The sequence below is a fragment of the Bacillus mycoides genome (genome assembly GCF_018742245.1).
Classification (GTDB): Bacteria; Bacillota; Bacilli; order Bacillales; family Bacillaceae_G; genus Bacillus_A; species Bacillus_A cereus_U.
Genome location: NZ_CP036132.1, coordinates 3,879,391 through 3,905,198, shown reverse-complemented (window position 1 = coordinate 3,905,198; position 25,808 = coordinate 3,879,391). Strand labels below are relative to the sequence as shown.

The window sequence follows — 25,808 nt, the reverse complement described above, 5'->3', positions numbered from 1 at the left end:
AGAGATACTTCGAGAGGAAGTGTAATGTATGAAACAAAAGGTGCTAATTGTTGGAGCGGGTGAAGGTGGGAGTACACTGCTGAGTCTGTTACAAAATTCGAATATATTTCAAATTATAGGAGTTATTGATATTAATCCAATTGCGAAAGGATTACAAATCGCAAAGGAATATGGGACTCCGATTGGTGATAGTGTAACTCCGTTTCTTTCTATGCATATTGATGTAATGTTTGATATGACAGGTGATTATGATTTACATAAAGTTTTATTGGGCAGCAAGCATAAAGACACCCTTCTTATACCAGGGGATATTGCAAAAATTGTTACGAGACTAGCGCATGAGAAGGAAAGCTTAATTGGGAAGCTAGAAGAAAAGACGCAACAAGGGAATTTAATTTTAAATTCAACGCATGACGGTATGATTGTTATAGATCAAGAGGGACAAGTTCGTCTGTTTAATAAAAGTGCAGAGCGTATTATCGGATATAAGAAAGAAGAGGCGATAGGAAAATATATTTTAGAAGTTATTCCAACGAGTAAGTTGCTTCGTATTATACGCACGAAAAAAATAGAAGTGAATCATGAACTGACGTTAGAGAATGAAAATAAGATCATTACAACGCGTATCCCGATATTAAAAGAAGATGGAGAGGTTCAAGGCGCATTTGCGATTTTTAAAGACATTACAGAAGTTGTAGATTTAGCGGAAGAAGTTACAGATTTAAAAGAAATTCAAACGCTACTTGAGGCGATTATTAACTCATCTGAGGAAGCGATTTCGGTTGTTGATGAAAAAGGAAGAGGGTTAGTTATAAACCCTGCTTATACGAAGTTAACGGGTTTAACCGAAGAGGATATTATAGGGAAGCCGGCTACAACTGATATTGTAGAAGGTGAAAGTATGCATATGAAAGTACTTCGGACGCGCCGAGCGGTACGAGGAATACATATGAAGATTGGGCAAAAGAAGCGGGATGTAATTGTAAATGTAGCACCGGTTATTGTTGATGGGATATTGAAAGGAAGCGTCGGGGTAATTCGCGATGTATCAGAAATTCAAAAGTTAACAAATGAATTGAATAGGGCAAGACAAATCATTCGAACGTTAGAAGCCAAATATTCATTTGATGATATTGTTGGCGATTCAGATGAAACGACGGCAGCTATTGAGCAAGCAAAACTTGGAGCGAATACACCAGCAACAGTATTGCTTAGAGGGGAATCTGGTACGGGGAAAGAGCTATTTGCACACGCTATTCATAACGGTAGTAATCGAAAATACAATAAGTTTGTACGAGTAAACTGTGCTGCTATTTCTGAGACCTTATTAGAAAGTGAATTATTCGGTTATGAGGAAGGCGCGTTTTCTGGAGCGAAAAGAGGCGGGAAACGAGGATTCTTTGAAGAAGCGAATAATGGAAGTGTTTTTTTAGATGAAATCGGAGAGTTATCTGCAAATACGCAAGCGAAGCTCCTTCGTGTACTACAAGAAAAAGAAATTGTGAAAGTAGGGGGAACAAAAGCGATACCTATTAATGTTCGAGTGATCGCTGCGACGCATGTGAATTTAGAAAAAGCTATTTTAGAAGGGAAGTTCAGAGAGGACTTATATTATCGTTTAAATAAAATTCCGATTCAAATTCCTTCCCTTCGTCAGCGTAAAGGAGACATACCAGCGATTGCAGAAAGGTTAATTCAAAAAATTAATCAAGATTATGGTCGTAATGTAGAAGGACTCACCGATTCAGCCGTTTCGTATTTACAATCATATGAATGGCCAGGAAATGTTAGGGAACTTGAAAATATTTTAGGACGAGCTATTATCTTTATGAATTATAACGAGATATATATTGATGTACATCATTTACCGCCTTTACATAAAGAAGAACAAGTAGAGCCGAAACAAAATAATTTATTACCTGAATTAGAAGAGAAGGCCCTTGAACACCTAGTGACAGAATTTGAGGGGAATATTATCCGTGAATATTTAGAGAAATTTGAGGGGAACAAAACGAAGACTGCAAAAGCGTTAGGAATTTCAGTTCGAAACTTATATTACAAGCTAGAAAAGTACGACTGTGCAAAAAATAGCATGCAATAAATTGCGTACCGTGCAATTTATTGCATGGTATACAAAAAGCGACAAAACGAGACAGAATATTTCGTTGTTTCCCAAAGTATTGATTTCGCTGCATTTTGAATGCGTTTTCATTATTGGTAAGACCACTTTTGAAAGTTGGCACGGTATTTGCTTAATGAATAGACGAGGGACGACGGAAAGGGTTGATTACAAAATATGAAGTTAGAACACTTAATTGATCAAGCAGCAGGACAACCTAAAAAAACTGTGGCTGTAGCAGTAGCTGAAGATCATGAAGTAATTGAAGCTGTAGCGAAAGCAATCAAGTTACAGTTAGCTCAATTTCGTCTATATGGAAATCAAGAGAAAATAATAGGGATGCTACAAGAGCATGGGTTACAAACTTCAGAACATATTGAAGTGATTGCAGCAGCGTCAAGTGCTGAGGCTGCAGAACTTTCTGTTAAATCTGTAAGCAATGGCGAAGCAGATGTACTAATGAAGGGGAACATCCCAACAGCAAATATTTTGAAGGCTGTATTAAATAAAGAGTGGGGGCTTCGTAAGGGCAGCGTACTTTCACACGTTGCAGCGTTTGAAGTTCCAAATTACGATCGTCTTATTTTTGTTACAGACGCAGCGATGAACATTGCACCTGATGTAACACAAAAAGCTGCTATTATACAAAATACTGTAGAAGTTGCCCAGGCAATAGGAATTGATTTGCCGAAGGTAGCGCCAATTGCAGCGGTAGAGGTTGTTAATCCTGCGATGCAAGCAACAATTGATGCAGCGATGTTAACTCAAATGAATCGCCGCGGACAAATTAAAAATTGTGTCGTTGATGGACCACTTGCTTTAGATAATGCAGTATCACAAATTGCAGCAGAACATAAAGGCATAGTAAGTGATGTAGCAGGTAAGGCAGACATTTTACTCGTCCCAACGATTGAAGCTGGAAATGTGCTATATAAATCACTCGTCTATTTTGCAAATGCAAAGGTAGGAGCGATGATTGCTGGCGCTAAAGCACCGATTGTTTTAACATCACGTGCTGATTCAGCAGAAACAAAAGTATATTCATTAGCATTGGCAGTTGCGACTGCTTCAAAATAAACCAAATAGGGTAAAACAATTAGGGGGAAACGACAATGACATTAGAAATCTTCGAATACTTAGAAAAATATGATTATGAGCAAGTGGTATTTTGTCAAGATAAAGAATCTGGTTTAAAAGCAATCATCGCAATCCATGATACAACACTTGGACCAGCTCTTGGTGGAACAAGAATGTGGACATATGATTCTGAAGAAGCGGCGATTGAAGATGCATTGCGTCTTGCAAAAGGGATGACATACAAAAATGCAGCAGCTGGTTTAAACTTAGGTGGTGCAAAAACAGTAATTATCGGTGATCCACGTAAAGATAAAAGCGAAGCGATGTTCCGTGCATTAGGACGCTACATTCAAGGACTAAACGGACGTTACATTACAGCTGAAGATGTTGGTACAACAGTAGATGATATGGATATTATCCATGAAGAAACTGATTTTGTAACAGGGATTTCACCATCATTCGGTTCTTCTGGTAACCCATCTCCAGTAACTGCATACGGTGTTTACCGTGGTATGAAAGCAGCTGCAAAAGAAGCATTTGGTACAGATAATCTAGAAGGAAAAGTAATTTCTATTCAAGGCGTTGGTAACGTAGCATATCACCTATGCAAACATTTACACGCTGAAGGAGCGAAATTAATCGTTACAGATATTAATAAAGAAGCTGTACAACGTGCAGTAGAAGAATTCGGTGCAACAGCAGTTGAGCCAAATGAAATTTACGGTGTTGAATGTGATATTTACGCACCATGTGCATTAGGCGCAACAGTTAATGATGAAACTATTCCACAACTTAAAGCAAAAGTAATTGCGGGTTCTGCAAATAACCAATTAAAAGAAGATCGTCACGGCGACATCATTCATGAAATGGGTATTGTATACGCACCAGACTATGTAATTAATGCAGGTGGCGTAATTAACGTAGCAGACGAATTATATGGATACAATAGAGAACGTGCACTAAAACGTGTTGAGTCAATTTATGACACAATTGCAAAAGTAATCGAAATTTCAAAACGCGATGGCATAGCAACTTATGTAGCAGCGGATCGTCTAGCTGAAGAGCGCATTGCAAGCTTGAAAAACACTCGTAGCACATACTTACGCAACGGTCACGATATTATTAGCCGTCGCTAATCATTCATATATAACTTTTACAAAAGGTGTGGTTACCTCTTATGAGGTTCCCACTTCCTTTTGAATTTATTAGTGGAGGTAGCAACATTGTCTGTAAATCGAATTCTTGTTATTAACCCAGGTAGTACATCCACAAAAATTGGTGTTTTTGATAATGAAAGACCCGTTCTAGAAGAAACTATTCGTCATGACGTAGAACAGATTGGGAAATATAAGCGAATTATCGACCAATATGAGTTTCGAAAAGAAACGATTTTAGAAGTTCTACATTCTCATGGTATTAACATTTCAAAATTAAACGCTGTTTGTGGACGTGGTGGATTACTTCGTCCAATCGAAGGCGGTACGTATACAGTAAACAATGCGATGTTAGAAGATTTAAAAAATGGGTTTAGCGGTCATCACGCTTCAAATCTCGGAGGCATTCTAGCTTATGAAATCGCTTCTGGATTAAATATTCCTGCATTCATTGTGGATCCTGTCGTTGTAGATGAAATGGAACCGATTGCTCGTATTAGCGGTATTGCTGGTATGGAACGTAAAAGTATTTTCCATGCATTAAACCAAAAAGCGGTTGCTCGTAAAGTAGCAGATGAATTAAATCACAAATATGAGGATTTAAATTTATTAGTTACACATATGGGCGGCGGTATTACAGTTGGTGCTCATAAAAAAGGAAAAGTTATCGATGTTAATAATGGCTTAAACGGAGAAGGACCATTTAGTCCAGAGCGTGCTGGTACAGTACCAGTAGGGCAATTAGTTGAAATGTGTTTCTCTGGTGAGTATTACCGAGACGAAATGGTCAAAAAACTTGTCGGACAAGGTGGACTTGTAAGTCTTATCGGTACAAACGATGCAATTAAAGTAGAACAAATGGTTGAAAAAGGTGATCCTGAAGCAACTCTTATTTATAAAGCAATGGCATATCAAGTTGCAAAAGAGATTGGCGGAGCTAGTGCTGTACTTCACGGGAAAATCGATGCAATCGTATTAACTGGTGGACTTGCGTACAGTAAAATTCTTGTCGATGAAATAAAAGAACGTGTTCACTGGATTGCAGATGTTATCGTACATCCAGGAGAAGATGAATTACAAGCGTTAGCAGAAGGAGCACTTCGTGTATTACGTGAAGAAGAAGCTCCAAAAGAATATGTTGTACGAGAAAAACAAACAGTAGCTAGGGGTTGAGATAATGGCAAGAGAATATGATTTAGTCATCGTTGGCGGCGGTACTGGTGGATATGTTGCTGCTATTCGTGCATCACAACTAGGGTTAAAAACTGCACTTGTTGAAAAAGAAAATCTTGGTGGTACTTGTTTACACAAAGGATGTATTCCTAGTAAAGCTCTTTTACGTAGTGCGGAAGTATACGCAACTGCTAAAAAAGGAGAAGAGTTCGGAGTTATTGCAAGTAATGTAGAACTAAACTTTGCTAAAGTACAAGAGCGTAAAGAGAAGATTGTAACGCAGCTTCATAAAGGCGTTCAGCATTTAATGAAACAAGGTAAAATTGATGTGTTTGAAGGTATTGGCCGTATTCTTGGCCCATCTATTTTCTCTCCAATGCCAGGTACAATTTCAGTTGAACTTGCAAGTGGAGAAGAGAATGAAATGTTAATTCCAAAAAATGTACTTGTTGCAACAGGTTCTCGTCCAAATTCATTGCCAGGATTAGAGTTAGACGGAGAGTATGTAATGTCTTCGGATCATGCCCTAAAAATGGAAACGCTTCCTAGTTCGATCATTATTGTTGGTGGCGGTGTAATTGGTATTGAGTGGGCATCTATGCTTGCTGACTTCGGTGTAGAAGTTACAGTATTAGAGTATGCGAAAAACATATTACCACTAGAGGATAATGACGTTTCAAAAGAAATGCAGCGTCTATTCAAGAAAAAAGGTATTAAAGTGGTAACTGGTGCAAAAGTATTACCAGAAACATTGGTAAAAGATAATGGAGTAACAATTCAAGCTGAACATAACGGTGAGAATAAAGCATTTAAAGCAGAAAAAATGCTTGTATCTGTAGGAAGACAAGCGAATACGCAAAATATGGGCTTAGAGAATACAGATATTGTTGTGGAAAAAGGATACATTCAAACAAATGAGTTTTATCAAACGAAGGAATCTCATATTTACGCAATTGGAGATGTAATCGGTGGCCTACAACTTGCTCACGTTGCTTCGCATGAAGGAATTGTTGCTGTAGAACATATTGCTGGTAAAGAAGTTACACCAATTGATTATTCTATGGTATCGAAATGCGTATATAGCAGTCCAGAAGTTGCTTCTGTTGGTTTAACAGAACAAGAAGCGAAAGAAAAAGGCTATAAGTTAAAAGTAGGTAAATTCTCATTCCGTGCAATCGGAAAGGCACTTGTATACGGAGAATCAGACGGTTTTGTAAAACTTGTAGTTGATGAAGAAACAAATGACATTCTTGGTGTTCATATGATCGGACCACACGTAACAGATATGATTTCTGAAGCGGGTCTTGCAAGAGTACTTGATGCAACACCTTGGGAAGTAGCACATACAATTCATCCGCATCCATCATTATCTGAGGCGATTGGTGAAGCTGCATTAGCTGTAGATGGAAGAGCGTTACACGCATAAAAATGTGGATTTAGGAGGTTATGAAAAATGGCAGAAGTAAAAGAAAAGCGCCATGAAGAGTTTGGTTTAAGTGATGAGCAAGTATTAGAAATGTTCCGTACGATGTTACTTGCACGTAAAATCGACGAACGTATGTGGTTATTAAACCGTGCAGGTAAAATTCCATTCGTAATTTCTTGTCAAGGACAAGAGGCTGCGCAAGTTGGAGCAGCGTTCGCTCTTGATAGAGAGAAAGATTATGCATTACCATACTACCGTGATATGGGTGTTGTATTAGCGTTTGGTATGACAGCAAAAGAACTTATGTTATCTGCTTTTGCGAAAGCTGGAGATCCAAACTCTGGTGGTCGTCAAATGCCTGGTCACTTCGGTCAAAAGAAAAATCGTATTGTGACAGGTTCATCTCCAGTAACAACACAAGTACCACATGCAGTTGGTATTGCACTAGCTGGAAAAATGGAGAAGAAAGATTTAGTAACGTTCGTTACATTCGGAGAAGGCTCTTCAAACCAAGGTGATTTCCATGAAGGTGCAAACTTTGCTGGTGTACACAAACTACCTGTTATTTTCATGTGTGAAAATAATAAATATGCAATCTCTATTCCGGTTGAAAAACAATTAGCATGTAAAAACGTATCAGATCGTGCAATTGGTTACGGTATGCCTGGATATACAATAGACGGAAACGATCCGCTTGCAGTATATAAAGCTGTTAAAGAAGCAGCAGACCGCGGTCGTCGTGGTGAAGGCCCAACTTTAATTGAAACAGTATCATATCGTTTAACAGCACATTCTAGTGACGACGATGATCGTGTTTACCGTGATAAAGAAGAAGTAGAAGAAGCGAAGAAAAAAGATTCAATTATAACATTTGCAGCTTATTTAAAAGAAGTTGGCGTGTTAACTGAGGAATTTGAAAAACAAATGTTAGATGAAATTATGCATATCGTAAATGAAGCAACAGAATATGCAGAAAATGCTCCGTATGCAGCACCTGAAGATGCATTGAAGCACGTATACGCAGAATAGGGGGGAACGTTTCATGGCTGTAATGTCTTATATTGATGCTATTACATTAGCAATGCGCGAAGAAATGGAACGCGATGAGAAAGTATTCGTTTTAGGAGAAGATGTTGGTAAAAAAGGTGGCGTGTTTAAAGCGACACACGGTTTATATGATCAATTTGGTGAAGATCGTGCACTTGATGCACCGCTTGCAGAATCTGCAATTGCTGGGGTAGCAATTGGTGCGGCAATGTATGGTATGCGCCCAATCGCTGAAATGCAGTTTGCTGATTTCATCATGCCAGCAGTAAACCAAATTGTTTCTGAGGCAGCAAAAATTCGTTATCGTTCTAACAACGATTGGACTTGTCCAGTTACAATTCGTGCGCCATTTGGCGGGGGTGTTCACGGTGCATTGTATCATTCACAATCTGTAGAAGCGATGTTTGCAAACCAACCAGGTTTAAAAATTGTTATCCCTTCTACACCATATGATGCAAAAGGCTTATTAAAAGCAGCAATTCGTGATGAAGATCCAGTATTATTCTTCGAACATAAACGTGCATATCGCTTAATTAAAGGTGAAGTGCCAGAAGATGATTACGTATTACCAATCGGAAAAGCAGATGTAAAACGTGAAGGTGATGATATTACTGTTATTACTTACGGATTATGTGTTCACTTTGCTCTTCAAGCAGCTGAGAAATTAGCACAAGATGGCATTTCTGCACACATTCTTGATTTACGTACTGTGTATCCGTTAGATAAAGAAGCGATTATTGAAGCAGCTTCTAAAACAGGTAAAGTTCTTCTTGTAACAGAAGACAATAAAGAAGGAAGTATCATAAGTGAAGTGGCAGCAATTATTGCTGAAAATTGTCTGTTTGATCTAGATGCGCCAATCGCACGTCTTGCAGGCCCAGACGTTCCGGCAATGCCATATGCACCAACAATGGAAAAATTCTTTATGGTAAATCCAGATAAAGTTGAAAAAGCAATGCGTGAACTTGCGGAATTTTAATCGGGGGGACTATACATGGCTGTAGAAAATATCACAATGCCTCAGCTCGGGGAGAGCGTTACAGAGGGTACAATTAGTAAATGGCTCGTTAATGTTGGCGATCACGTAAACAAGTATGATCCACTTGCAGAAGTAATGACTGATAAAGTAAATGCCGAAGTACCATCTTCTTTCACTGGTATTGTGAAAGAGTTAATAGCTGGCGAAGGTGAAACGTTAGCTGTAGGTGAAGTTGTTTGTGTCATTCAAGTAGAAGGCGCAGATGAAGTAGCAGCAACAACTGTAGAGGAAAAAACGAAAGAAGAACCAAAGGCAGAAGTAACTACGCCTGAAAAAGCACCGAAAGCAAAACAACCAACTGATGGAAAACCACGTTTTTCACCAGCTGTGTTAAAACTTGCGGGTGAGCATAACGTTGATTTAGATTTAGTAGAAGGTACGGGGGCAAATGGCCGTATTACTCGTAAAGATATTTTAAAGCTAGTGGAATCTGGAAATATTCCGCAAGCAGGTGCGAAGAAAGAGGCAGTTGTTGCAGTAGCAGAGCGCCCAGAAGCACCAAAATCAGTGGCAGTAGCACCGGTAGCGCAAAAAGTTGAAGCTGCAAAACCAGTTTCTGTGCCGACAATGCCTGGAGATATCGAGATTCCGGTAACAGGTGTGCGTAAAGCAATTGCAGCAAATATGTTACGCAGTAAACACGAGGCACCTCATGCTTGGATGATGATTGAAGTAGATGTGACAAACCTTGTATCATACCGTAACTCAATTAAAGGCGATTTCAAAAAGCGTGAAGGCTTTAACTTAACGTTCTTTGCTTTCTTTGTAAAAGCAGTAGCACAAGCGCTAAAAGAATATCCTCAAATTAACTCAATGTGGGCTGGCGATAAAATCGTTCAGAAGAAAGATATTAACCTTTCTATCGCTGTTGCAACAGAGGAAGAACTATTTGTACCAGTAATTAAGCACGCGGACGAGAAAACAATTAAAGGTATCGCTCGCGAAATTACAGAACTTGCAGGAAAAGTACGCACGAAATCATTAAAAGCTGATGAAATGCAAGGCGGAACATTTACAATTAATAACACAGGATCATTCGGTTCTGTTCAATCTATGGGTATTATTAATTACCCACAAGCGGCTATTTTACAAGTTGAATCAATTGTAAAACGCCCAGTAATTATGGATAATGGTATGTTCGGTGCTCGTGACATGGTTAACTTATGTTTATCACTTGATCACCGTGTACTTGATGGTTTAATTTGTGGTAAATTCTTAGGACGTGTAAAAGAAATTTTAGAAAATACGTCAGAGAACAATACATCTGTATATTAATAAAAAGCTCGCGTTTGCGAGCTTTTTATCATTTCATTTCTTCATTTGTATCCTACTATATGTACAAACCTTTCCCAGTAATCTTACAATGAATGATCATGTATTAGGAATTTGCGAAAATACATTGCTGATATATGGTATATAGATATAAAATAAAAAAAGAATAATTTTTTGGCAAATCTTACTGATGAAACTGTAGTATAATATATTGTATTGTATGAAAAAGAGAGTTATTCTATATAAGTGTTTTATAGATAATGTGTAATCAGTCGTCAAAACATGAAGAATGTTGACTCCTGGTTTTTTATTTTGCTGTAACAATGTTTCAGGAGGATGTCATGAAAAGAAGTACCGAGTTTCTAAAAAGTTTAGATGTAAAATTAATTTTAATTTTGTGTGCACTATGTGTTACGAGTATAGCTGCTATATATAGCAGTCAGCAAACCGGACAGTATGGAGATGCAAACTTTGCTATGAAGCAGGGAGTTAACTACATAATTGGGGTTGTATTGTTACTTCTTGTTGCAAGCATCGACTTAGATCAATGGCAAAAATTGTCTTGGCCACTTTATATCGCTGGGTTTGGTTCACTTATTCTTTTGAAAATATTACCGGTTTCCAGTTTTACACCTGAAAAATTAGGTGCAAAAAGATGGTTTGTTTTTCCAGTAGCTGGACAAATTCAGCCATCGGAGTTTTTCAAAATTTCATTGCTTCTCATAATAGCCAGTTTAGCGGTGAAACATAATGCTCAGTATATGGCCCGGACATTCCAAACTGATTTGAAATTAGTCGGGAAAATTATGTTAGTATCTCTTCCACCTATGGCCGTTGTATATAGCCAGCCAGACACAGGAATGGTGTTCTTATATGCAGCAGCTATCGCATGTATTTTATTTATGTCAGGAATTCAAAAGAAATTAATTGCGATATGTACAGTCATTCCGGTGACCATATTGTCTACATTAATATTTATATTTGTAAAATATCCAGATTTCTTCTTTAATAAATTAGTTACTCTGTTAAAACCTCACCAACAATCACGTATTATAGGTTGGCTAGATCCATTTGAAAATGCAAATGAAGGCTATCAAACGCAGCAATCGATTTTAGCTGTAGGTAGTGGAGGTATGGAAGGTAAAGGGTATGGTGAAGGGAGCGTCTATATTCCGGAGAAGCACACGGACTTTATTTTCGCTACAATTGCTGAAGAAGGCGGATTTATAGTAGCAGCACTAGTTGTGTTCTTGTTCCTGTTACTACTTTATCGAACAATTATTATCGGTTATTCTGCTGATAATTTATTTGGTACATTATTATGTGCTGGATCAATAGGAATACTAACGGTTCAAATATTTCAAAATATTGGTATGATCGTTGGATTAATGCCTGTAAAAGGTATCGCGTTACCTTTCTTATCATATGGGGGAAGTTCCTTATTCTCGAATATGATTATGATGGGGCTCATATTATCGGTACGGAAAACGTATAAAAAATATATGTTTTCAGTTAAGTAAAAAAAAGCTGACTCGTTTTTAAACGAATCAGCTTTTTTACATATATGCCCTTAAACGTCGCAAACTAAGAAAGAAGTGTAGTTTGCGACGTTTAAGGAGTGCAAAGTTATGCATATTTTTGAAGGAGCACGGCATCTTTCTAATGGCGAATGGGTTATCCGAGCGATTATAGCTTATATATTTTTAATTCTTGTTGCGAAAGCGATGGGGCAAAGGTCTATTGCGCAACTAAGATTTTTAGACGTTGTACTAGTGTTATTATTAGGGGGGAATATTTCTAACGCATTATCAGATGAAAAGGTTGGATTACTCGGTTCGATGATTACAACGTTCATACTCGTTGTACTTCATATAATAAGCTCTGTTTTAATGCTGAAATGGGATAGGTGGAGACGTTTTTTAGAGCCTGCACCTATTATTCTTATACATAATGGTTCCATTGATTTTAGTAACTTAAAAAAAGCGAGAATTACGGTGGAATATTTATTTTCGGAACTTCGCGTACAAAATGTGAGCGATATTCAAACGATTAAATTAGCATTGTGGGAAGCGAGTGGTGTTGTTTCTATATTTCAGTATCCAGAATATGAAGCAGTTTCTCGGCTTGACCTTAAAGTGGCGGGGAAAAAAGCTCCAGTTGCTTTTATATTAGTGAAAGATGGAAGGATTCAGCAAGATGTTCTCGCTTTATTAGGAAAAACAGAAGAGTGGGCGAAAGAGTGTTTAGAGAAGAGTGCAGAAATCGAATCCATTATGTTAGCTACAGTAGATGAAGCGCATAAAATAAATGTTTTGTTAAAAAAATGAAAAATATACGCATTTTGTCGTTTCATACATATGATACAATAGTGTGAACAACGGAAAAATGGGAGGTGTTTCCATGGGATATGTAGAGGAGTTACGAAAAGTAGTTGGTCATCGCCCTTTAATTTTAGTTGGTGCTGTTGTACTCGTTATAAATGAAAATGGTTATGTTTTATTACAACAGCGAACAGAGCCGTACGGAAAATGGGGGTTGCCTGGCGGGCTAATGGAGCTTGGTGAATCACCAGAAGAAACAGCTTACCGTGAAGTATATGAAGAGACAGGAATAGAAGTAAAGAACCTCCGATTAATCAATGTATTTTCTGGAGCGAACTACTTTACAAAATTAACAAACGGTGATGAGTTTCAATCCGTAACGACAGCCTATTATACCGATGAATACGAAGGGAATTTTGTTATGAATAAAGAAGAAGCGGTTCAGCTTAAATTCTTCCCGGTAACAGAGCTACCTGATTATATTGTAGGATCGCATAAAAAAATGATTGTGGAATATATGAAAATTATGGAAAAAAAGATATAATAGTAGTGGAAGAAATACAAAAACACAGATCTGGTTGGTAGTCCAGACGCATGATTTTATGTCAGTAACCTTCCCCTCCGGGATGTCCAGTATTTCTAATTTTTTTAAGGAGGGGCTGTCAATGGAGTTGACAGTATATCATGATGGTCAATTTTTTGTGGGAATTATTACTCGCAAAGAAAAAGGGAAGTTGTTTGGAGCAAAGTATATTTTTGGGACGGAACCATCAGATGAAGAAGTACTTATATTTGTAAATGGTCCAATGTTAGCATATTTCCAGCACTTTGCAAGATTTGGTGTGGAGATTAAAGAAAAACAGCGCCCGAAAAATATTAAGCGTATCATACGGCAATCGGCCAAAGAAGTAAATGAAAAACGTTATACAAAAGCGCAAGAGGCAATTAGTTTATCTTACGAGTTGCATAAACAAGAAAAGCGAGTGCAATCTAAAGAGAAACGAGAAGCTGAAAAGCAAAGAAGACGTTTAATAAAAGTACAAAAGGCAAAGCAAAAACATCGAGGTCATTAAGAAAAGGTGTTAGAGCAAGAGCTCTAACACCTTTTCTACGCTCAAATACAAGTAAACTTACTTGTATTCTCTAAACATTAACTGGTAAGATACAAATAGGTAGAATTAGAGGAGGGAAAAGATTGATTAACTTTAACTTTTTTATGAATGATGTTGTCCGTCAAGCGCGTGAAGAGATCGTTTCTGCGGGATATACAGAATTGACGACACCAGAAGCAGTCGAAGAAGCATTTAAAAGAAATGGTACAACACTTGTAATGGTAAACTCTGTATGTGGCTGTGCAGGCGGTATTGCTCGCCCTGCTGCTGCACATTCCGTACATTATGATAAACGCCCTAACCACCTTGTAACGGTATTTGCGGGTCAAGATAAAGAAGCAACAGCAAGAGCTCGTGAATATTTTGAAGGATATCCACCTTCATCTCCATCATTTGCTTTATTGAAAGATGGAAAAATTGTAACGATGGTAGAACGTCATGAAATTGAAGGTCATGAACCAATGCAAGTAATTGCAAAACTACAATCTTACTTCGAAGATAATTGCGAAGAACTATAAGGAAGAGAAAAAGCGGTACGTTCAGGAACAAGTGGACGTACCGCTTTTTTATTTATTTTTTATAATGATTGGACATGCATAGACATGTTATTTTATACATGATTTTATGCAACGAAAACGAACTTAATAATGTTTTTGTGTTTATTTTTATTTTAAATGTTGCATAAAAATGAAAGTGTTGATACAATACAAACATCGAATAAATATTCTATTTAACTTTTAAATATACATCATTAGGGGGAAGAAAGATGAAGAAGTTATTATCAATATCATTTGCACTTATTTTAATTGTAAGTATGTTCAGTGCTTGTAGTAATGGGGAAGAAAAGACGAAGAGTGAGAATAAAAAAGTACTCGTTATGGGGACTTCAGCAGACTATAAACCGTATGAATACGTGGAAGCTTCAAAAAGTGATGAAATTATCGGCTTTGATGTTGATATTGCAAAATATATCGGAAAAGAACTTGGATATGAAGTGAAAGTGAAAGATATGGATTTTGGAGGATTATTAGCATCTCTTAGCTCAGGAAAAGTTGATTTCGTTATGGCAGGTATGACGCCAACTGCAGAGCGTAAAAATAATGCTGATTTCACAGATATTTATTTTGTTGCTAAAAATATGATTGTTTCAAAAAAGGGTTCTAATATTAAATCCTTAGAAGATTTAAAAGGTAAAACAGTAGGAGTACAAACAGGATCAATTCAAGAAGAAAAAGCAGAAGAATTTAAAAAACAAGTCGATTTCAAAGCAGAGGGACGTGACCGTATACCAGAAATCGTACAAGAAATCAAAGCTGGTCGTTTTGACGCTGCAATTATAGAAGACACAGTTGCAAAAAATTATTTAGAAAAAATGAAAGAACTACAAGGGGTTGAAATTCAAGAAGCACCAGAAGAAGTAGGTGCAGCAATTGCTCTTCCGAAAAACAGTGATAAAACAGAAGAATTTAATAAAGTAATTAAGAAAATGCAAGAAAATGGAGAAATGGATAAATTAGTGAAGAAATGGTTTGGCAGCGGAAAATAAGCTGCCTTTCACTTTTCTGTGAGGGGAATGAAAAGGATGAATCTAGATTTTTCGGCAATTACGCCTTCAATACCATATATATTAAAGGGATTAGAAGTTACATTGAAAATTGTAGCTGCATCAGCTGTGGTAGGATTTATTTTAGGAACGCTATTAGCGCTTTGCAAAATTGCTAGAATACGAGTATTAAATATTGCAGCAGATATTTATACGTCAATATTTCGTGGCACACCGCTTGTATTGCAATTAATGATTATTTATTTCGGTGTTCCGCAAATGATTGGATATGAGATACCAGCCTTTTTAGCAGCTGTACTTGCATTTAGCTTAAACTCAGGTGCATATATGTCAGAAGTGATTCGTGCCGGCATTCAAGCAGTCGATAAAGGGCAAACAGAAGCAGCAATGGCTTTAGGTATTCCGTACAGTAAAATGATGAAAAATATTATTTTTCCTCAAGCTTTAAAAAATATATTACCAGCGCTTGTGAATGAGTTTGCGACACTTACGAAAGAGTCGGCTGTAGTAACTGTAATAGGAGCGACCGATTTAATGCGCCGTGCTTATATTGTAGGCGGTGAAACATTTAAATATCTTGAGCCATTACTGTTTGTTGGACTTATTTATTATATATTAGTAATTATTCTTACATTAATCGGGAAGGCAATTGAAGGGAGAATGAAGAAAAGTGATTAAAATTGACAACCTTCATAAATCATTTGGAAAAAATGAAGTATTAAAAGGAATTACAACAACGATTGAAAAAGGAGAAGTTGTTGCAATTATCGGACCGTCTGGATCTGGAAAGTCAACATTTTTACGCTGTATGAATGTACTAGAAGCAGCGACAGCTGGTCACATTTGGATTGGAACGGAAGAAGTAACGAATCCGAAGACAAATATTATGCACGTTCGTGAAAATGTCGGAATGGTATTTCAACATTTTCACTTATTCCCTCATATGACTGTATTAGAAAATATTACGTATGCTCCTATCAATGTAAAAGGAGTAACGAAGCAAGAGGCTGAAAAAAAAGCTGAGAAACTTCTAGAAAAGGTGGGGTTATTAGATAAGAAAGATGCATATCCAAATCGCCTTTCAGGTGGACAAAAGCAGCGTGTAGCAATTGCAAGAGCGTTAGCGATGGAACCGGAAGTTATGTTGTTTGATGAACCGACCTCTGCGTTAGATCCAGAAATGGTGAAAGAAGTGTTAGAAGTTATGAAATCATTAGTTACGACAGGAATGACGATGGCAATCGTTACACATGAAATGGGATTTGCAAAAGAAGTAGCAGACCGTGTTCTCTTTTTAGATGGTGGAAAGCTCGTAGAAGATAGTAATCCGGAAGAGTTTTTTACAGCACCAAAAAGTGACCGTGCAAAAGAATTTTTGCAAAAGATATTGTAATATGTGAAGGGTACGTGAATAATAGGTAGAAAAGGATGACATTGCGTCATCCTTTTTTTATACTATTTTTAAATACATTTATACATATAGGAGTAATGATATGTTTAAAATTGGATATAGAACGGTGAAAACAGCGCTTGGAACGGGAGCGGCAGTTTTTATTGCTCAGTTATTAGGATTAGAATTTTATAGTTCAGCTGGTATTTTAGTCATTTTATGCGTGCAAAATACGAAACGAAAATCCGTTCAAGTATCGTTGCACCGTTTTTTAGCTTGTGTATTATCGATGGTATTTGCGTTTTGTATTTTTGAAACGATTGGTTATACACCACTTGCGATTAGCGTATTACTGCTTACCTTTATTCCGACTGCAGTTATGTGCAAAATTCAAGAAGGCATTGTCACGAGTTCGGTTATCGTTATGCATCTGTATTCATTAAAGCAAATTACATGGTCTATAGTTGGTAATGAAATTGCTATATTAACGATTGGAATTAGTGTCGCTTTATTAGTAAACATGTACATGCCAAGCAGTGAGAATAAACTGAAAGAGTATCAAGGGAAAATAGAAGACCATTTCAGAACGATTTTGTTTGAAATGGTCGTTTATTTACGAAATCGAGATAGTAATTGGAGTGGGGCCGAATTAATTGAAACAGAAATGATGCTGAAAGAAGCAAAAGATTTATCATTTAAAAAACTTGAGAATGAATTTATGCGTGAAGATGACTATTATTATCGGTATTTTGATATGCGTATGCAACAATTTGAAATTTTGGAGCGAATGATACCATTAGCTGCATCACTATCTTGGACGTATGAACAAGCGGATATGATTGCAGACGTAATTGAAAATATAGGGAATTCTATTCGTCCTGAAAGTACAGGGGTCATTTCGTTAAGACAACTTCAAGAAATGCGAGAAGTATTTAGAGAAATGCCTTTACCAGTCTCGCGAGAAGAATTTGAGATACGTGCGAAACTTGTTCAACTTGTGTATGAAATGGAGCAATATTTACTCATTAAAAGTCGTTTTAAGGGAAAGGATAATATAAAAGAACTTATTTAGAAGGTAGGAATTATGTATGCCGTATCTTCTTTCTTTATTATTATGTCTTTCTTTATCACCAATCTGGCCTCTTGGTGATAACCCACGTGCTGGAGATCCTTTTATAATTGTAAATAAAGCAACGAATAAACTAGCTTACATTGATGATGGAAAGATCCAAAAGGTTTTTCCAGTAGCGACAGGGAAAACAAATGAATTAACCCCAGAAGGAACCTTTGACATTGTATTGAAGGCGAAGGATCCATATTATATTGCGAAGGATATTCCTGGGGGCTCTCCAAAAAATCCACTTGGATCGAGGTGGATGGGATTTAATGCAAGAGGAACGGATGGAAGTAAGTATGGGATACATGGGACAAACCAGCCTGGTTCAATTGGAAAATATATTTCGCAAGGATGTATAAGAATGAAGAAACATGATGTGGAATATTTGTTTGATCGTATTCCACTTGGAACGAAAGTATCGATTGTGAAATCGAAAAAATCATTTCAGCAATTGGCAAAGGAAAAAGGGGCCATAGCATTTGGAAAAGTCAACGAAACGGTTGGCTTTTTTCTTTTCTATAAGTTGTCTTGACATGTGTACATAACCATGCGTTAATGAGAATATATAAAGATAATTGAGTAAAGGGGTTGCTCATATGTATTTAAATCCAAAAATTTCTTACATGCAGTTTTGTGTTGGTTTTCTATTTGTTATTACATTCATATTGGCAACTTTTAATATATGCTCTTACGTTGTAGCGATTGTATTTATGGCATTACTCAATCTTACTTTTGTTATTGGGGCATTTCAGCAGAAACAATATACAAGTTTTGTAATAGCACTTGTAATGGCCTTTTCCTTTAGCATTGTAGCAATTGTAATATATATAAAATAATAAAATGTTCAATACAAGATAGACTATCTCGATTTCGAGATGGTCTATTTTGTATGTGTAAGCAGTAAAAAAAGGACGAGTGAATCGTCCTTTTTACCAAAACATACTTGCGCCAGTAAGTAATGTTGTTACAAGCATAGAAATTAGCATTATATAAACCATAATTTTTTGAGCTTTTTTATGCATCGTTAAACCTCCTTGCAAATCAGTACAATTTCATTGTAACGAGAAATGAAATTGTGGACAAGGGGAGAGAAATGACAAATTTCGAGAAGTGTGTGTAAAGTAGAACAGGAAATGTATGTGTGTGTAGAGAATATATTAAAAGATAGAGTACTAGTTTTTTGTTATGCAAGCATGAAGAATGGAGATACGATGATGAAAATATACGAAACAGATCGTTTACATTTAAGAGAAATTGATGAGTCGTATGCGGAAAAAGTTCTTCAATATTACGACAAAAATCGTGAATTTTTAAAAGCGTGGGAAGAGTATAGACCGGAGGGTTTTTTCACGTTAGATTATCAAAAGAAAAAGTTACAAAAGGATAGAAAAGAGTTCGCGGAAGGTAAGATAATCAGGCTTTGGATTTTTAAAAAGGGTGATGATACAAAAATTATTGGATGTATTTCATTTAATCTAATTGTTCGCGGAATTTATCAATCTTGTGTACTTGGCTATAAATTAGATAAGGAAGAATTGAATAAAGGTTACACAACAGAAGCGCTTAGAAAAGCAATTCAAGTTACATTTGAAGAATTTCATTTACATCGTATAGAAGCACCAGTTATGCCACGAAATTTAGCATCTATACAAGTAGTGACGAAGATAGGATTTCAATATGAAGGTGTATCTCGAAAAATGCTAATGGTAAATGGCATATGGGAAGATCATATGCGCTGGGTATTGTTAAACGAGTAATAGAAGGCAGATGGGTATCTAGATGTGTTAACCATCTGTTTTTTGTCTTGTATTTCGAAACTTTTGCGAAATTCTGTTATAATTAATGTTGTTACATACATAATGGTAGTGCAGGAGGCGCAGTCTTATGATTAATCAAGAACGTTTAGTAAATGAATTTATGGAGTTAGTACAAGTAGATTCTGAAACAAAATTTGAAGCAGAAATTTGCAAAGTGTTAACAGAGAAATTTACTGCTTTAGGTGTAGAAGTATTTGAGGATGACACGATGGGTGTGACTGGTCATGGTGCAGGTAACTTAATTTGTACTTTACCAGCAACAAAAGACGGTGTTGATACAATTTATTTCACTTCTCATATGGATACAGTAGTTCCTGGTAATGGAATTAAGCCTTCTATTAAAGATGGATATATCGTATCAGATGGTACTACAATTTTAGGAGCCGATGACAAAGCTGGATTAGCATCTATGTTTGAAGCGATTCGTGTCTTAAAAGAGAAAAACATTCCTCATGGTAAAATTGAATTTATTATTACAGTTGGAGAAGAATCTGGTCTTATTGGTGCAAAAGCGTTAGACCGTGAGCGTATTACAGCAAAATATGGTTATGCATTAGATAGTGATGGAAAAGTTGGTGAAATTGTAGTTGCAGCGCCAACACAAGCGAAAGTGAATGCGATTATTCGTGGGAAAACAGCTCACGCTGGCGTAGCACCAGAAAAAGGTGTATCTGCAATTACTATCGCAGCAAAAGCAATCGCAAAGATGCCACTTGGTCGTATCGATTCTGAAACAACTGCAAATATTGGACGTTTTGAAGGTGGTACACAAACAAATATCGTTTGCGATCATGTTCAAATCTTTGCAGAAGCTCGTTCTTTAATAAATGAGAAAATGGAAGCACAAGTTGCAAAAATGAAAGAAGCATTTGAAACAACTGCAAAAGAAATGGGTGGTCATGCAGACGTTGAAGTAAACGTTATGTATCCAGGATTTAAGTTTGCTGCTGGCGATCACGTTGTAGAAGTTGCGAAACGTGCAGCTGAAAACATCGGTCGTACGCCTTCTCTTCACCAAAGTGGTGGCGGAAGTGATGCGAACGTAATCGCAGGACATGGTATCCCAACAGTTAACTTAGCAGTTGGTTATGAAGAAATTCATACAACAAATGAAAAAATCCCTGTTGAAGAATTAGCGAAAACAGCAGAATTAGTTGTAGCTATTATCGAAGAAGTAGCGAAGTAAGTAATAAAGTAAAAAAGACGTGTGAACCAATTATGGTTTACACGTCTTTTTTTATTTTGATTCAAGTGCTTTCACAAGGCGGATAAGCCAATATAAGAAGACCCATGGAAGTACATAAGTTGTTGTAAAACGTATGAAATGAGAGAAGATTCCTAAAGCGTAAATGTTAATGTTAAAAAGGGGAAGTAACAAATAATTAATCGCAAGGATTACTATAATAATAATAAATACATAATTGAGTTTATTATGTTGTTGCATAACGATTCATCTCCTTTACAATAATATCCATTTGTTACGTACAGTATAGCAAAAAATAGATAGAGAAAAGCCAATAATTATTATAACTTTTAAAGAAATTTGATATAATGAAGGAACAAATGTTCTTTGAGGGGTGAGTAGTATGCGAGAAATGTATCCGAAAAATGGTCGTGTTATTTTACATGTAGATATGAATTGTTTTTTCGCATCTGTTGAAATTGCTCATGACCCATCATTACAAGGAAAGCCATTAGCAATTGCGGGGAATGAAAAAGAGAGAAAAGGGATTATCATAACATGTAGTTATGAGGCGAGAGAATATGGAATACGTACGACGATGCCTCTATGGGAAGCGAAGCGATTATGTCCGCAATTAGTTGTGAGGCACCCTAATTTTACATTATATCGAGAAGCTTCATTTCAAATGTTTCAAATTCTTTCCCGTTTTACAGAAAAAATACAACCAGTTTCTATAGATGAAGGGTATTTAGATATTACAGATTGCTATGCGCTCGGTTCGCCTCCTGAAATATCGAAGATGATTCAACAAGCGTTACTAACAGAGTTACAGCTTCCATGTAGCATTGGAATCGCTCCAAACCTTTTCCTAGCAAAGACTGCTTCAGATATGAAAAAACCTCTTGGTATTACAGTACTTCGAAAACGTGATATCCCAGAAATCATTTGGCCACGATCAGTTGCAGAGATGCATGGAATCGGAGAGAAAACAGCTGAAAAATTAAAAGACATTCATATACATACAATTGAACAGTTAGCAAAAGGAGACGAGCATATCATTCGCGCTAAAATTGGAAAGCATGGTGTTGATTTACAAAAACGTGCAAAAGGTATGGATGACAGGGAAGTTGACCCGAATCAAATGGGACAACATAAAAGCGTTGGAAATTCGATGACTTTCTCAAAGGATATGGACGAAGAAAAAGAATTACTTGATATGTTAGAAAGATTATCGAAATCAGTAAGCAAAAGGCTACAAAAACGAACTCTCGTTAGTTATAATATTCAAATTATGATTAAATACCATGATCGCCGCACAGTAACACGGAGTAAACAATTGAAAAATGCAATATGGGAAGAACGGGTTATTTTTCAAGCGGCATCCCGTTTATGGAAGCAACACTGGGATGGTGATTCTGTTCGTCTGTTAGGTGTTACAGCTACTGAATTAGAGTGGAAGACAGAATCGGTGAAACAGTTAGATTTGTTTTCATTTGAAGAAGATGCGAAAGAAGAGCCGTTACTTGCTGTTATTAATCAAATTAATGATAAATACGGAACAGCTCTTTTACAGCGAGGTAGTCAACTATTACGTAAGCAAGAAAAGTCGTTTCAGCAAAAATTAGAAAATAAGTTTATGTAGAAAGTTTTAGAGATTTAAACCCTTCTTTTTTAGATGGAAGAGAGGATCTAGCCATGCGTAGAAGCGGTCAAATCTTTTTTAGCTCCAGGCTAAGTTGAAACAAAAAGATTGAAAGAGTATGGATTACTTTTAGTTATTCCTAGCAGTTGCTAATAACTTGAAAATAAAAAAGAAGGTGTTATGAATATTAAACCTTCTTTTTTATTCATGACACCTTTATAATTTAACTTGCTTCTAAGTCTAGTGTTGTCTTCCACCCCGCGGCAGTAACACCAGATTCTGAAAGCATTCTACTTACTATTTTTCAATTAAGACAGCTGCATTTGTCCGTAGCCCAGCCATTCGATGTCTCCATTGTCTTTCCATTCCGATGCAAGCTCCTACAATGATTGCGATCAATAATCGCATAGCATCATGGTCACATCCATACATATAAGTGCATGTTATATTTTTTAAAGAATGAGAGGGGAATCCCCACTCATTCTCATTTTTACAACCAGCTATGAAACTTTTTAATATAAATTTTTTTCAGGAATTGTGTTAAGAAAGCATAACCTAATAATATTCCTATGAGCCACGGGAAGTAGCTTAGTGGTAACGCTTGTAAACCAACTGCTGCACCAAGTGGTGAGAACGGAATATAAATTCCAATTGCCATAATACAAGCGGTTAATAAGAGAACTGGTATTGATGCAGTACTTTGAATGAACGGAATTTTCTGTGTTCTAATCATATGGACAATTAATGTTTGAGTTAGTAACCCAACGACAAACCAACCAGATTGGAATAGCGATTGTTCTCCGGGTGTATTTGCACCGAATACATTCCACATGACAACGTATGTGATAATGTCGAATATAGAGCTAATTGGACCGATGCAAATAATGAAGTTACGTAAGTTTGCAGTATCCCATTTTCTAGGCTTCTCTAAAAATCCTTTATCCATTTTATCCCATGGAATTGAAAGTTGTGAAATATCGTAAAGTAAGTTTTGAATTAATAGATGAATTGCAAGCATCGGTAAAAATGGAATGAAAGCACTTGCTACCAATACACTAAATACATTTCCGAAGTTAGAGCTCGCCGTCATTTTGATATATTTTAAAATATTGCCGAACGTAGTACGGCCCTCTAAAATACCTGCTTCTAATATAGTTAAACTTTTTTCGAGTAAAATAATATCGGAAGATTCTTTTGCGATATCGGTAGCGGTATCAACAGATATTCCAACGTCAGCGTCACGTAATGCCACGGCATCGTTAATGCCATCGCCCATGTAACCTACAGTATGACCATTACCTTGTAATACGTGAATAATACGAGATTTTTGCATTGGATTTAGTTTTGCGAACACTGTTGTTTCTTCTGCAAGTTTTGCTAATGCTTTATCTGGTAAAGAATCGATTTCGTAACCGAGGACAGGCTCTCCTATATTTAATCCAACGTCTTTACAAACCTTTCTTGTAACAATTTCGTTATCACCAGTTAAGATTTTCACTTGTACGCCATGTTTTTGCAATGCTTGAATTGCAGAAGCAGCAGATGGTTTAGGCGGATCTAAAAAGCCGATATATCCAGTAAGGATCATAGCTGATTCATCTTGTACTGTATATGCTTTATGATAGGGTTTGTTATCTTTCTTGTATGCTACAGCGATGACACGCATTCCTTCACTATTTAAAGTTTCGCTAAGATGGTTTACATTTGCTCTCATTTCTTCAGTGAGAGGGACAATTTGCCCATCAACTTCAGTGTAATTACAAATTGATAAAATTTCTTCTACGGCACCTTTACAAACCATTGTATGTTCACCTGAAATATCTTTCACGATGACAGACATACGACGCCGAGCGAAATCGAATGGAATTTCATCTAGCTTTTGAAAAGCTGATGGATCAAATTTATGGTTCTCCTCTGTATGTTCAATAACAGCTTTATCTATTAAATTTTTCAATCCCGTTTGATAGAAGCTATTTAAATAGGCAAAGTGTAATACACGATCGCATTCATTTCCGTTAGGATCTAAATGACGAACTAGGACAACTTTATCTTCTGTTAAAGTTCCAGTTTTATCTGTGCAAAGAATGTTCATAGCACCTAAGTTTTGAATAGAGTTTAGCTGTTTTACAATTACTTGTTGTTTAGACATGTTAACGGCACCTTTAGCTAAATTAGCAGTTACAATCATTGGTAGCATTTCAGGTGTAAGACCAACTGCAACAGCAATAGCAAAGAAGAAAGCTTCTTGCCAGTCACCTTTTGTAAATCCATTAATGAGAAGGACGATCGGTGCCATAATAAGCATAAATGTGATTAAGAGCCAGCTGACTTTGTTTACTCCTTTATCAAAGCTTGTTTCTGCGCGCTTTCCGATTACTTTATTCGCTAAAGAGCCGAAATACGTATCAGTACTTGTTGAAACGACAACAGCTTTTGCGCTACCACTTACAATATTCGTACCCATAAAGCAAAGGTTTTCCATATCGAGTGGATTGAAATTTTTTTTCATATTTTTCGGTAAGATATGCTTATTTTCTGTATGGTAGCAGTTTTCGTATTTTTCTACAGGAAGTGCTTCCCCGGTTAATGAAGACTGATTTACAAATAAATCTTTAGCCGATAAGATACGCACATCAGCTGGAACGATATCACCAGCTGAAAGTGAAATGATATCACCGGGTACAAGTTCTTCAATTGGAATTTCTGTTATAGGATTTCTATTTAAATTCGTTACGTTTTCTGTTTCGTGTATAAATCCATTTATTCTAGAGACGCTTGTAGTTGTTCGAACCATAGCTTTTAACTTATCTGCAGCTTTTTGAGAACGAAACTCTTGAAAAAAACGAATCGTTGCACTTAGTAGTACCATCACAGATACGACAATTGTTCCTTGTATGTCATCTGTGAAAAAAGAGAGTGCTCCAAGAGCTAACAAAACAAAAATAAATGGGTTTTTAAATGCCAGCAGAAATTGAATATACCATGGCAATGTTTTATTATGAGCAATTTCATTCGGACCATATAAAGAAAGTCTACGAGATGCTTCTTGTTTAGAGAGTCCATCTTGTGTTGTTTCTAGAAGTTTTAATACATCGTTTACATCTTGTGTTGCAACTTCTACTAGCAATTCGTTATTTGTATTCATGTTATCTTGATCGTAAGCATGCTTTGTTTCTTGTCTTTGTAAATTTAACATTGGTAGTTCCTCCTTTTTCATGAAGGAGGAAACAATCTGTTACTCGACTATTTAAAATTGGGAGGAACAGCTTCTTTCCTACCTACATGATGAAATATAAACGTAAAACATATGGGTATCTGGGCCGAATCATCACTCGCCACTGCTCCTCACCTCCGT

Annotated in this window: 25 protein-coding genes and 1 pseudogene; 22 read left to right on the top strand and 4 right to left on the bottom strand. The window is 36.7% G+C overall.

Annotated elements, in window-relative coordinates; genetic code table 11:
• Window positions 1-28 precede the first annotated feature (28 nt).
• The 19 genes from EXW56_RS19915 (at window position 29) to EXW56_RS19825 (ending at window position 18,647) form a co-directional block, all read left to right on the top strand.
• Window positions 29-2,101: a sigma-54 interaction domain-containing protein gene (locus EXW56_RS19915; protein ID WP_215596883.1), complete on the top strand. Its 2,073-nt coding sequence runs from the start codon at window positions 29-31 to the stop codon at window positions 2,099-2,101.
• Between the two features lie 195 nt (window positions 2,102-2,296).
• Complete coding sequence (gene yqiS, locus EXW56_RS19910; protein ID WP_002033959.1) at window positions 2,297-3,196, top strand: phosphate butyryltransferase; 900 nt, start codon at window positions 2,297-2,299, stop codon at window positions 3,194-3,196.
• A gap of 35 nt (window positions 3,197-3,231) precedes the next feature.
• Window positions 3,232-4,332, top strand: coding sequence for a leucine dehydrogenase (locus tag EXW56_RS19905; RefSeq protein ID WP_002111731.1), 1,101 nt, complete (start codon window positions 3,232-3,234; stop codon window positions 4,330-4,332).
• A gap of 87 nt (window positions 4,333-4,419) precedes the next feature.
• Window positions 4,420-5,523 carry a butyrate kinase gene (buk, locus tag EXW56_RS19900; RefSeq protein WP_002111730.1) on the top strand — a complete coding sequence of 368 codons (1,104 nt, stop codon included), beginning with the start codon at window positions 4,420-4,422 and terminating at the stop codon, window positions 5,521-5,523.
• Window positions 5,524-5,527: 4 nt separating this feature from the next.
• The gene (lpdA, locus tag EXW56_RS19895) at window positions 5,528-6,949 is read left to right on the top strand and encodes a dihydrolipoyl dehydrogenase (RefSeq protein ID WP_002033960.1); all 1,422 of its coding nucleotides are present in this window, start codon (window positions 5,528-5,530) and stop codon (window positions 6,947-6,949) included.
• Window positions 6,950-6,976: 27 nt separating this feature from the next.
• Window positions 6,977-7,978: a 3-methyl-2-oxobutanoate dehydrogenase subunit alpha gene (gene bfmBAA / locus EXW56_RS19890; protein WP_002111726.1), complete on the top strand. Its 1,002-nt coding sequence runs from the start codon at window positions 6,977-6,979 to the stop codon at window positions 7,976-7,978.
• Between the two features lie 13 nt (window positions 7,979-7,991).
• The gene (gene bfmBAB, locus EXW56_RS19885) at window positions 7,992-8,975 is read left to right on the top strand and encodes a 3-methyl-2-oxobutanoate dehydrogenase subunit beta (protein WP_000290070.1); all 984 of its coding nucleotides are present in this window, start codon (window positions 7,992-7,994) and stop codon (window positions 8,973-8,975) included.
• A gap of 15 nt (window positions 8,976-8,990) precedes the next feature.
• Window positions 8,991-10,310, top strand: coding sequence for a dihydrolipoamide acetyltransferase family protein (locus EXW56_RS19880; protein ID WP_002111724.1), 1,320 nt, complete (start codon window positions 8,991-8,993; stop codon window positions 10,308-10,310).
• Between the two features lie 338 nt (window positions 10,311-10,648).
• Window positions 10,649-11,827, top strand: coding sequence for an FtsW/RodA/SpoVE family cell cycle protein (locus EXW56_RS19875; protein ID WP_002111722.1), 1,179 nt, complete (start codon window positions 10,649-10,651; stop codon window positions 11,825-11,827).
• Between the two features lie 108 nt (window positions 11,828-11,935).
• Entirely contained in the window at window positions 11,936-12,634 is a 699-nt protein-coding gene (locus EXW56_RS19870) for a DUF421 domain-containing protein (RefSeq protein ID WP_002199397.1), read from the top strand.
• Window positions 12,635-12,707: 73 nt separating this feature from the next.
• The gene (locus tag EXW56_RS19865; RefSeq protein ID WP_016106121.1) at window positions 12,708-13,172 is read left to right on the top strand and encodes an NUDIX hydrolase; all 465 of its coding nucleotides are present in this window, start codon (window positions 12,708-12,710) and stop codon (window positions 13,170-13,172) included.
• A gap of 121 nt (window positions 13,173-13,293) precedes the next feature.
• On the top strand, window positions 13,294-13,701 hold the full coding sequence (locus EXW56_RS19860) for a YjdF family protein (protein ID WP_002111719.1): 408 nt from the start codon (window positions 13,294-13,296) through the stop codon (window positions 13,699-13,701).
• Window positions 13,702-13,844: 143 nt separating this feature from the next.
• Window positions 13,845-14,258, top strand: a complete 414-nt coding sequence (locus tag EXW56_RS19855) for a BrxA/BrxB family bacilliredoxin (RefSeq protein ID WP_002015097.1) — start codon at window positions 13,845-13,847, stop codon at window positions 14,256-14,258.
• Between the two features lie 248 nt (window positions 14,259-14,506).
• Complete coding sequence (locus EXW56_RS19850; protein ID WP_002160559.1) at window positions 14,507-15,286, top strand: transporter substrate-binding domain-containing protein; 780 nt, start codon at window positions 14,507-14,509, stop codon at window positions 15,284-15,286.
• 36 nt (window positions 15,287-15,322) lie between these two features.
• Window positions 15,323-15,982 carry an amino acid ABC transporter permease gene (locus EXW56_RS19845; protein WP_199659711.1) on the top strand — a complete coding sequence of 220 codons (660 nt, stop codon included), beginning with the start codon at window positions 15,323-15,325 and terminating at the stop codon, window positions 15,980-15,982.
• Window positions 15,975-16,697, top strand: coding sequence for an amino acid ABC transporter ATP-binding protein (locus EXW56_RS19840; RefSeq protein WP_002111715.1), 723 nt, complete (start codon window positions 15,975-15,977; stop codon window positions 16,695-16,697). Before EXW56_RS19845 ends, EXW56_RS19840 begins: the two co-directional genes overlap by 8 nt.
• Window positions 16,698-16,797: 100 nt before the next feature.
• Window positions 16,798-17,766, top strand: coding sequence for an aromatic acid exporter family protein (locus EXW56_RS19835; RefSeq protein WP_002111713.1), 969 nt, complete (start codon window positions 16,798-16,800; stop codon window positions 17,764-17,766).
• A gap of 16 nt (window positions 17,767-17,782) precedes the next feature.
• The gene (locus tag EXW56_RS19830; protein WP_002199400.1) at window positions 17,783-18,343 is read left to right on the top strand and encodes a L,D-transpeptidase; all 561 of its coding nucleotides are present in this window, start codon (window positions 17,783-17,785) and stop codon (window positions 18,341-18,343) included.
• 64 nt (window positions 18,344-18,407) lie between these two features.
• On the top strand, window positions 18,408-18,647 hold the full coding sequence (locus tag EXW56_RS19825; protein ID WP_002088543.1) for a DUF3894 domain-containing protein: 240 nt from the start codon (window positions 18,408-18,410) through the stop codon (window positions 18,645-18,647).
• Between the two features lie 93 nt (window positions 18,648-18,740).
• Here the strand turns inward: EXW56_RS19825 and prli42 are convergent, their stop codons facing one another.
• Window positions 18,741-18,833, bottom strand: a complete 93-nt coding sequence (gene prli42 / locus EXW56_RS19820; RefSeq protein ID WP_000549036.1) for a stressosome-associated protein Prli42 — start codon at window positions 18,831-18,833, stop codon at window positions 18,741-18,743.
• A gap of 189 nt (window positions 18,834-19,022) precedes the next feature.
• Here prli42 and EXW56_RS19815 point away from each other — a divergent pair, with 189 nt between their 5' ends.
• Complete coding sequence (locus EXW56_RS19815; RefSeq protein ID WP_033711020.1) at window positions 19,023-19,568, top strand: GNAT family N-acetyltransferase; 546 nt, start codon at window positions 19,023-19,025, stop codon at window positions 19,566-19,568.
• Window positions 19,569-19,695: 127 nt separating this feature from the next.
• Window positions 19,696-20,814, top strand: coding sequence for a tripeptidase T (locus EXW56_RS19810; RefSeq protein ID WP_002015107.1), 1,119 nt, complete (start codon window positions 19,696-19,698; stop codon window positions 20,812-20,814).
• A gap of 51 nt (window positions 20,815-20,865) precedes the next feature.
• On the opposite strand, the gene EXW56_RS19805 is transcribed toward EXW56_RS19810, so the two are convergent.
• Window positions 20,866-21,072 (bottom strand): hypothetical protein, encoded by a 207-nt coding sequence (locus EXW56_RS19805; protein ID WP_002199401.1) that lies wholly within the window; start codon window positions 21,070-21,072, stop codon window positions 20,866-20,868.
• Window positions 21,073-21,214: 142 nt separating this feature from the next.
• Between EXW56_RS19805 and EXW56_RS19800 the strand changes: the two genes are divergently transcribed.
• Window positions 21,215-22,453, top strand: coding sequence for a DNA polymerase IV (locus tag EXW56_RS19800; protein ID WP_002199402.1), 1,239 nt, complete (start codon window positions 21,215-21,217; stop codon window positions 22,451-22,453).
• A 223-nt stretch (window positions 22,454-22,676) separates the two neighbouring features.
• Here EXW56_RS19800 and EXW56_RS27745 read toward each other — a convergent pair.
• Together EXW56_RS27745 and mgtA are read right to left on the bottom strand one after the other, a co-directional pair.
• A pseudogene (locus tag EXW56_RS27745) lies at window positions 22,677-22,783 on the bottom strand (MgtC/SapB family protein); the annotation flags it as partial.
• Window positions 22,784-22,943: 160 nt separating this feature from the next.
• On the bottom strand, window positions 22,944-25,649 hold the full coding sequence (gene mgtA / locus EXW56_RS19790) for a magnesium-translocating P-type ATPase (protein WP_002199403.1): 2,706 nt from the start codon (window positions 25,647-25,649) through the stop codon (window positions 22,944-22,946).
• Between the last annotated feature and the right edge of the window lie 159 nt (window positions 25,650-25,808).

Bases quoted from the DNA above. Each gene is read 5' to 3' on its own strand.
- EXW56_RS19915 (WP_215596883.1), top strand. From the start codon at position 29: ATGAAACAAAAGGTGCTAATTGTTGGAGCGGGTGAAGGTGGGAGTACA.
- yqiS (WP_002033959.1), top strand. From the start codon at position 2,297: ATGAAGTTAGAACACTTAATTGATCAAGCAGCAGGACAACCTAAAAAA.
- EXW56_RS19905 (WP_002111731.1), top strand. From the start codon at position 3,232: ATGACATTAGAAATCTTCGAATACTTAGAAAAATATGATTATGAGCAA.
- lpdA (WP_002033960.1), top strand. From the start codon at position 5,528: ATGGCAAGAGAATATGATTTAGTCATCGTTGGCGGCGGTACTGGTGGA.
- bfmBAA (WP_002111726.1), top strand. From the start codon at position 6,977: ATGGCAGAAGTAAAAGAAAAGCGCCATGAAGAGTTTGGTTTAAGTGAT.
- bfmBAB (WP_000290070.1), top strand. From the start codon at position 7,992: ATGGCTGTAATGTCTTATATTGATGCTATTACATTAGCAATGCGCGAA.
- EXW56_RS19880 (WP_002111724.1), top strand. From the start codon at position 8,991: ATGGCTGTAGAAAATATCACAATGCCTCAGCTCGGGGAGAGCGTTACA.
- EXW56_RS19875 (WP_002111722.1), top strand. From the start codon at position 10,649: ATGAAAAGAAGTACCGAGTTTCTAAAAAGTTTAGATGTAAAATTAATT.
- EXW56_RS19870 (WP_002199397.1), top strand. From the start codon at position 11,936: ATGCATATTTTTGAAGGAGCACGGCATCTTTCTAATGGCGAATGGGTT.
- EXW56_RS19865 (WP_016106121.1), top strand. From the start codon at position 12,708: ATGGGATATGTAGAGGAGTTACGAAAAGTAGTTGGTCATCGCCCTTTA.
- EXW56_RS19860 (WP_002111719.1), top strand. From the start codon at position 13,294: ATGGAGTTGACAGTATATCATGATGGTCAATTTTTTGTGGGAATTATT.
- EXW56_RS19855 (WP_002015097.1), top strand. From the start codon at position 13,845: ATGAATGATGTTGTCCGTCAAGCGCGTGAAGAGATCGTTTCTGCGGGA.
- EXW56_RS19850 (WP_002160559.1), top strand. From the start codon at position 14,507: ATGAAGAAGTTATTATCAATATCATTTGCACTTATTTTAATTGTAAGT.
- EXW56_RS19845 (WP_199659711.1), top strand. From the start codon at position 15,323: ATGAATCTAGATTTTTCGGCAATTACGCCTTCAATACCATATATATTA.
- EXW56_RS19835 (WP_002111713.1), top strand. From the start codon at position 16,798: ATGTTTAAAATTGGATATAGAACGGTGAAAACAGCGCTTGGAACGGGA.
- EXW56_RS19830 (WP_002199400.1), top strand. From the start codon at position 17,783: ATGCCGTATCTTCTTTCTTTATTATTATGTCTTTCTTTATCACCAATC.
- EXW56_RS19825 (WP_002088543.1), top strand. From the start codon at position 18,408: ATGTATTTAAATCCAAAAATTTCTTACATGCAGTTTTGTGTTGGTTTT.
- prli42 (WP_000549036.1), bottom strand. From the start codon at position 18,833: ATGCATAAAAAAGCTCAAAAAATTATGGTTTATATAATGCTAATTTCT.
- EXW56_RS19815 (WP_033711020.1), top strand. From the start codon at position 19,023: ATGATGAAAATATACGAAACAGATCGTTTACATTTAAGAGAAATTGAT.
- EXW56_RS19810 (WP_002015107.1), top strand. From the start codon at position 19,696: ATGATTAATCAAGAACGTTTAGTAAATGAATTTATGGAGTTAGTACAA.
- EXW56_RS19805 (WP_002199401.1), bottom strand. From the start codon at position 21,072: ATGCAACAACATAATAAACTCAATTATGTATTTATTATTATTATAGTA.
- EXW56_RS19800 (WP_002199402.1), top strand. From the start codon at position 21,215: ATGCGAGAAATGTATCCGAAAAATGGTCGTGTTATTTTACATGTAGAT.
- mgtA (WP_002199403.1), bottom strand. From the start codon at position 25,649: ATGTTAAATTTACAAAGACAAGAAACAAAGCATGCTTACGATCAAGAT.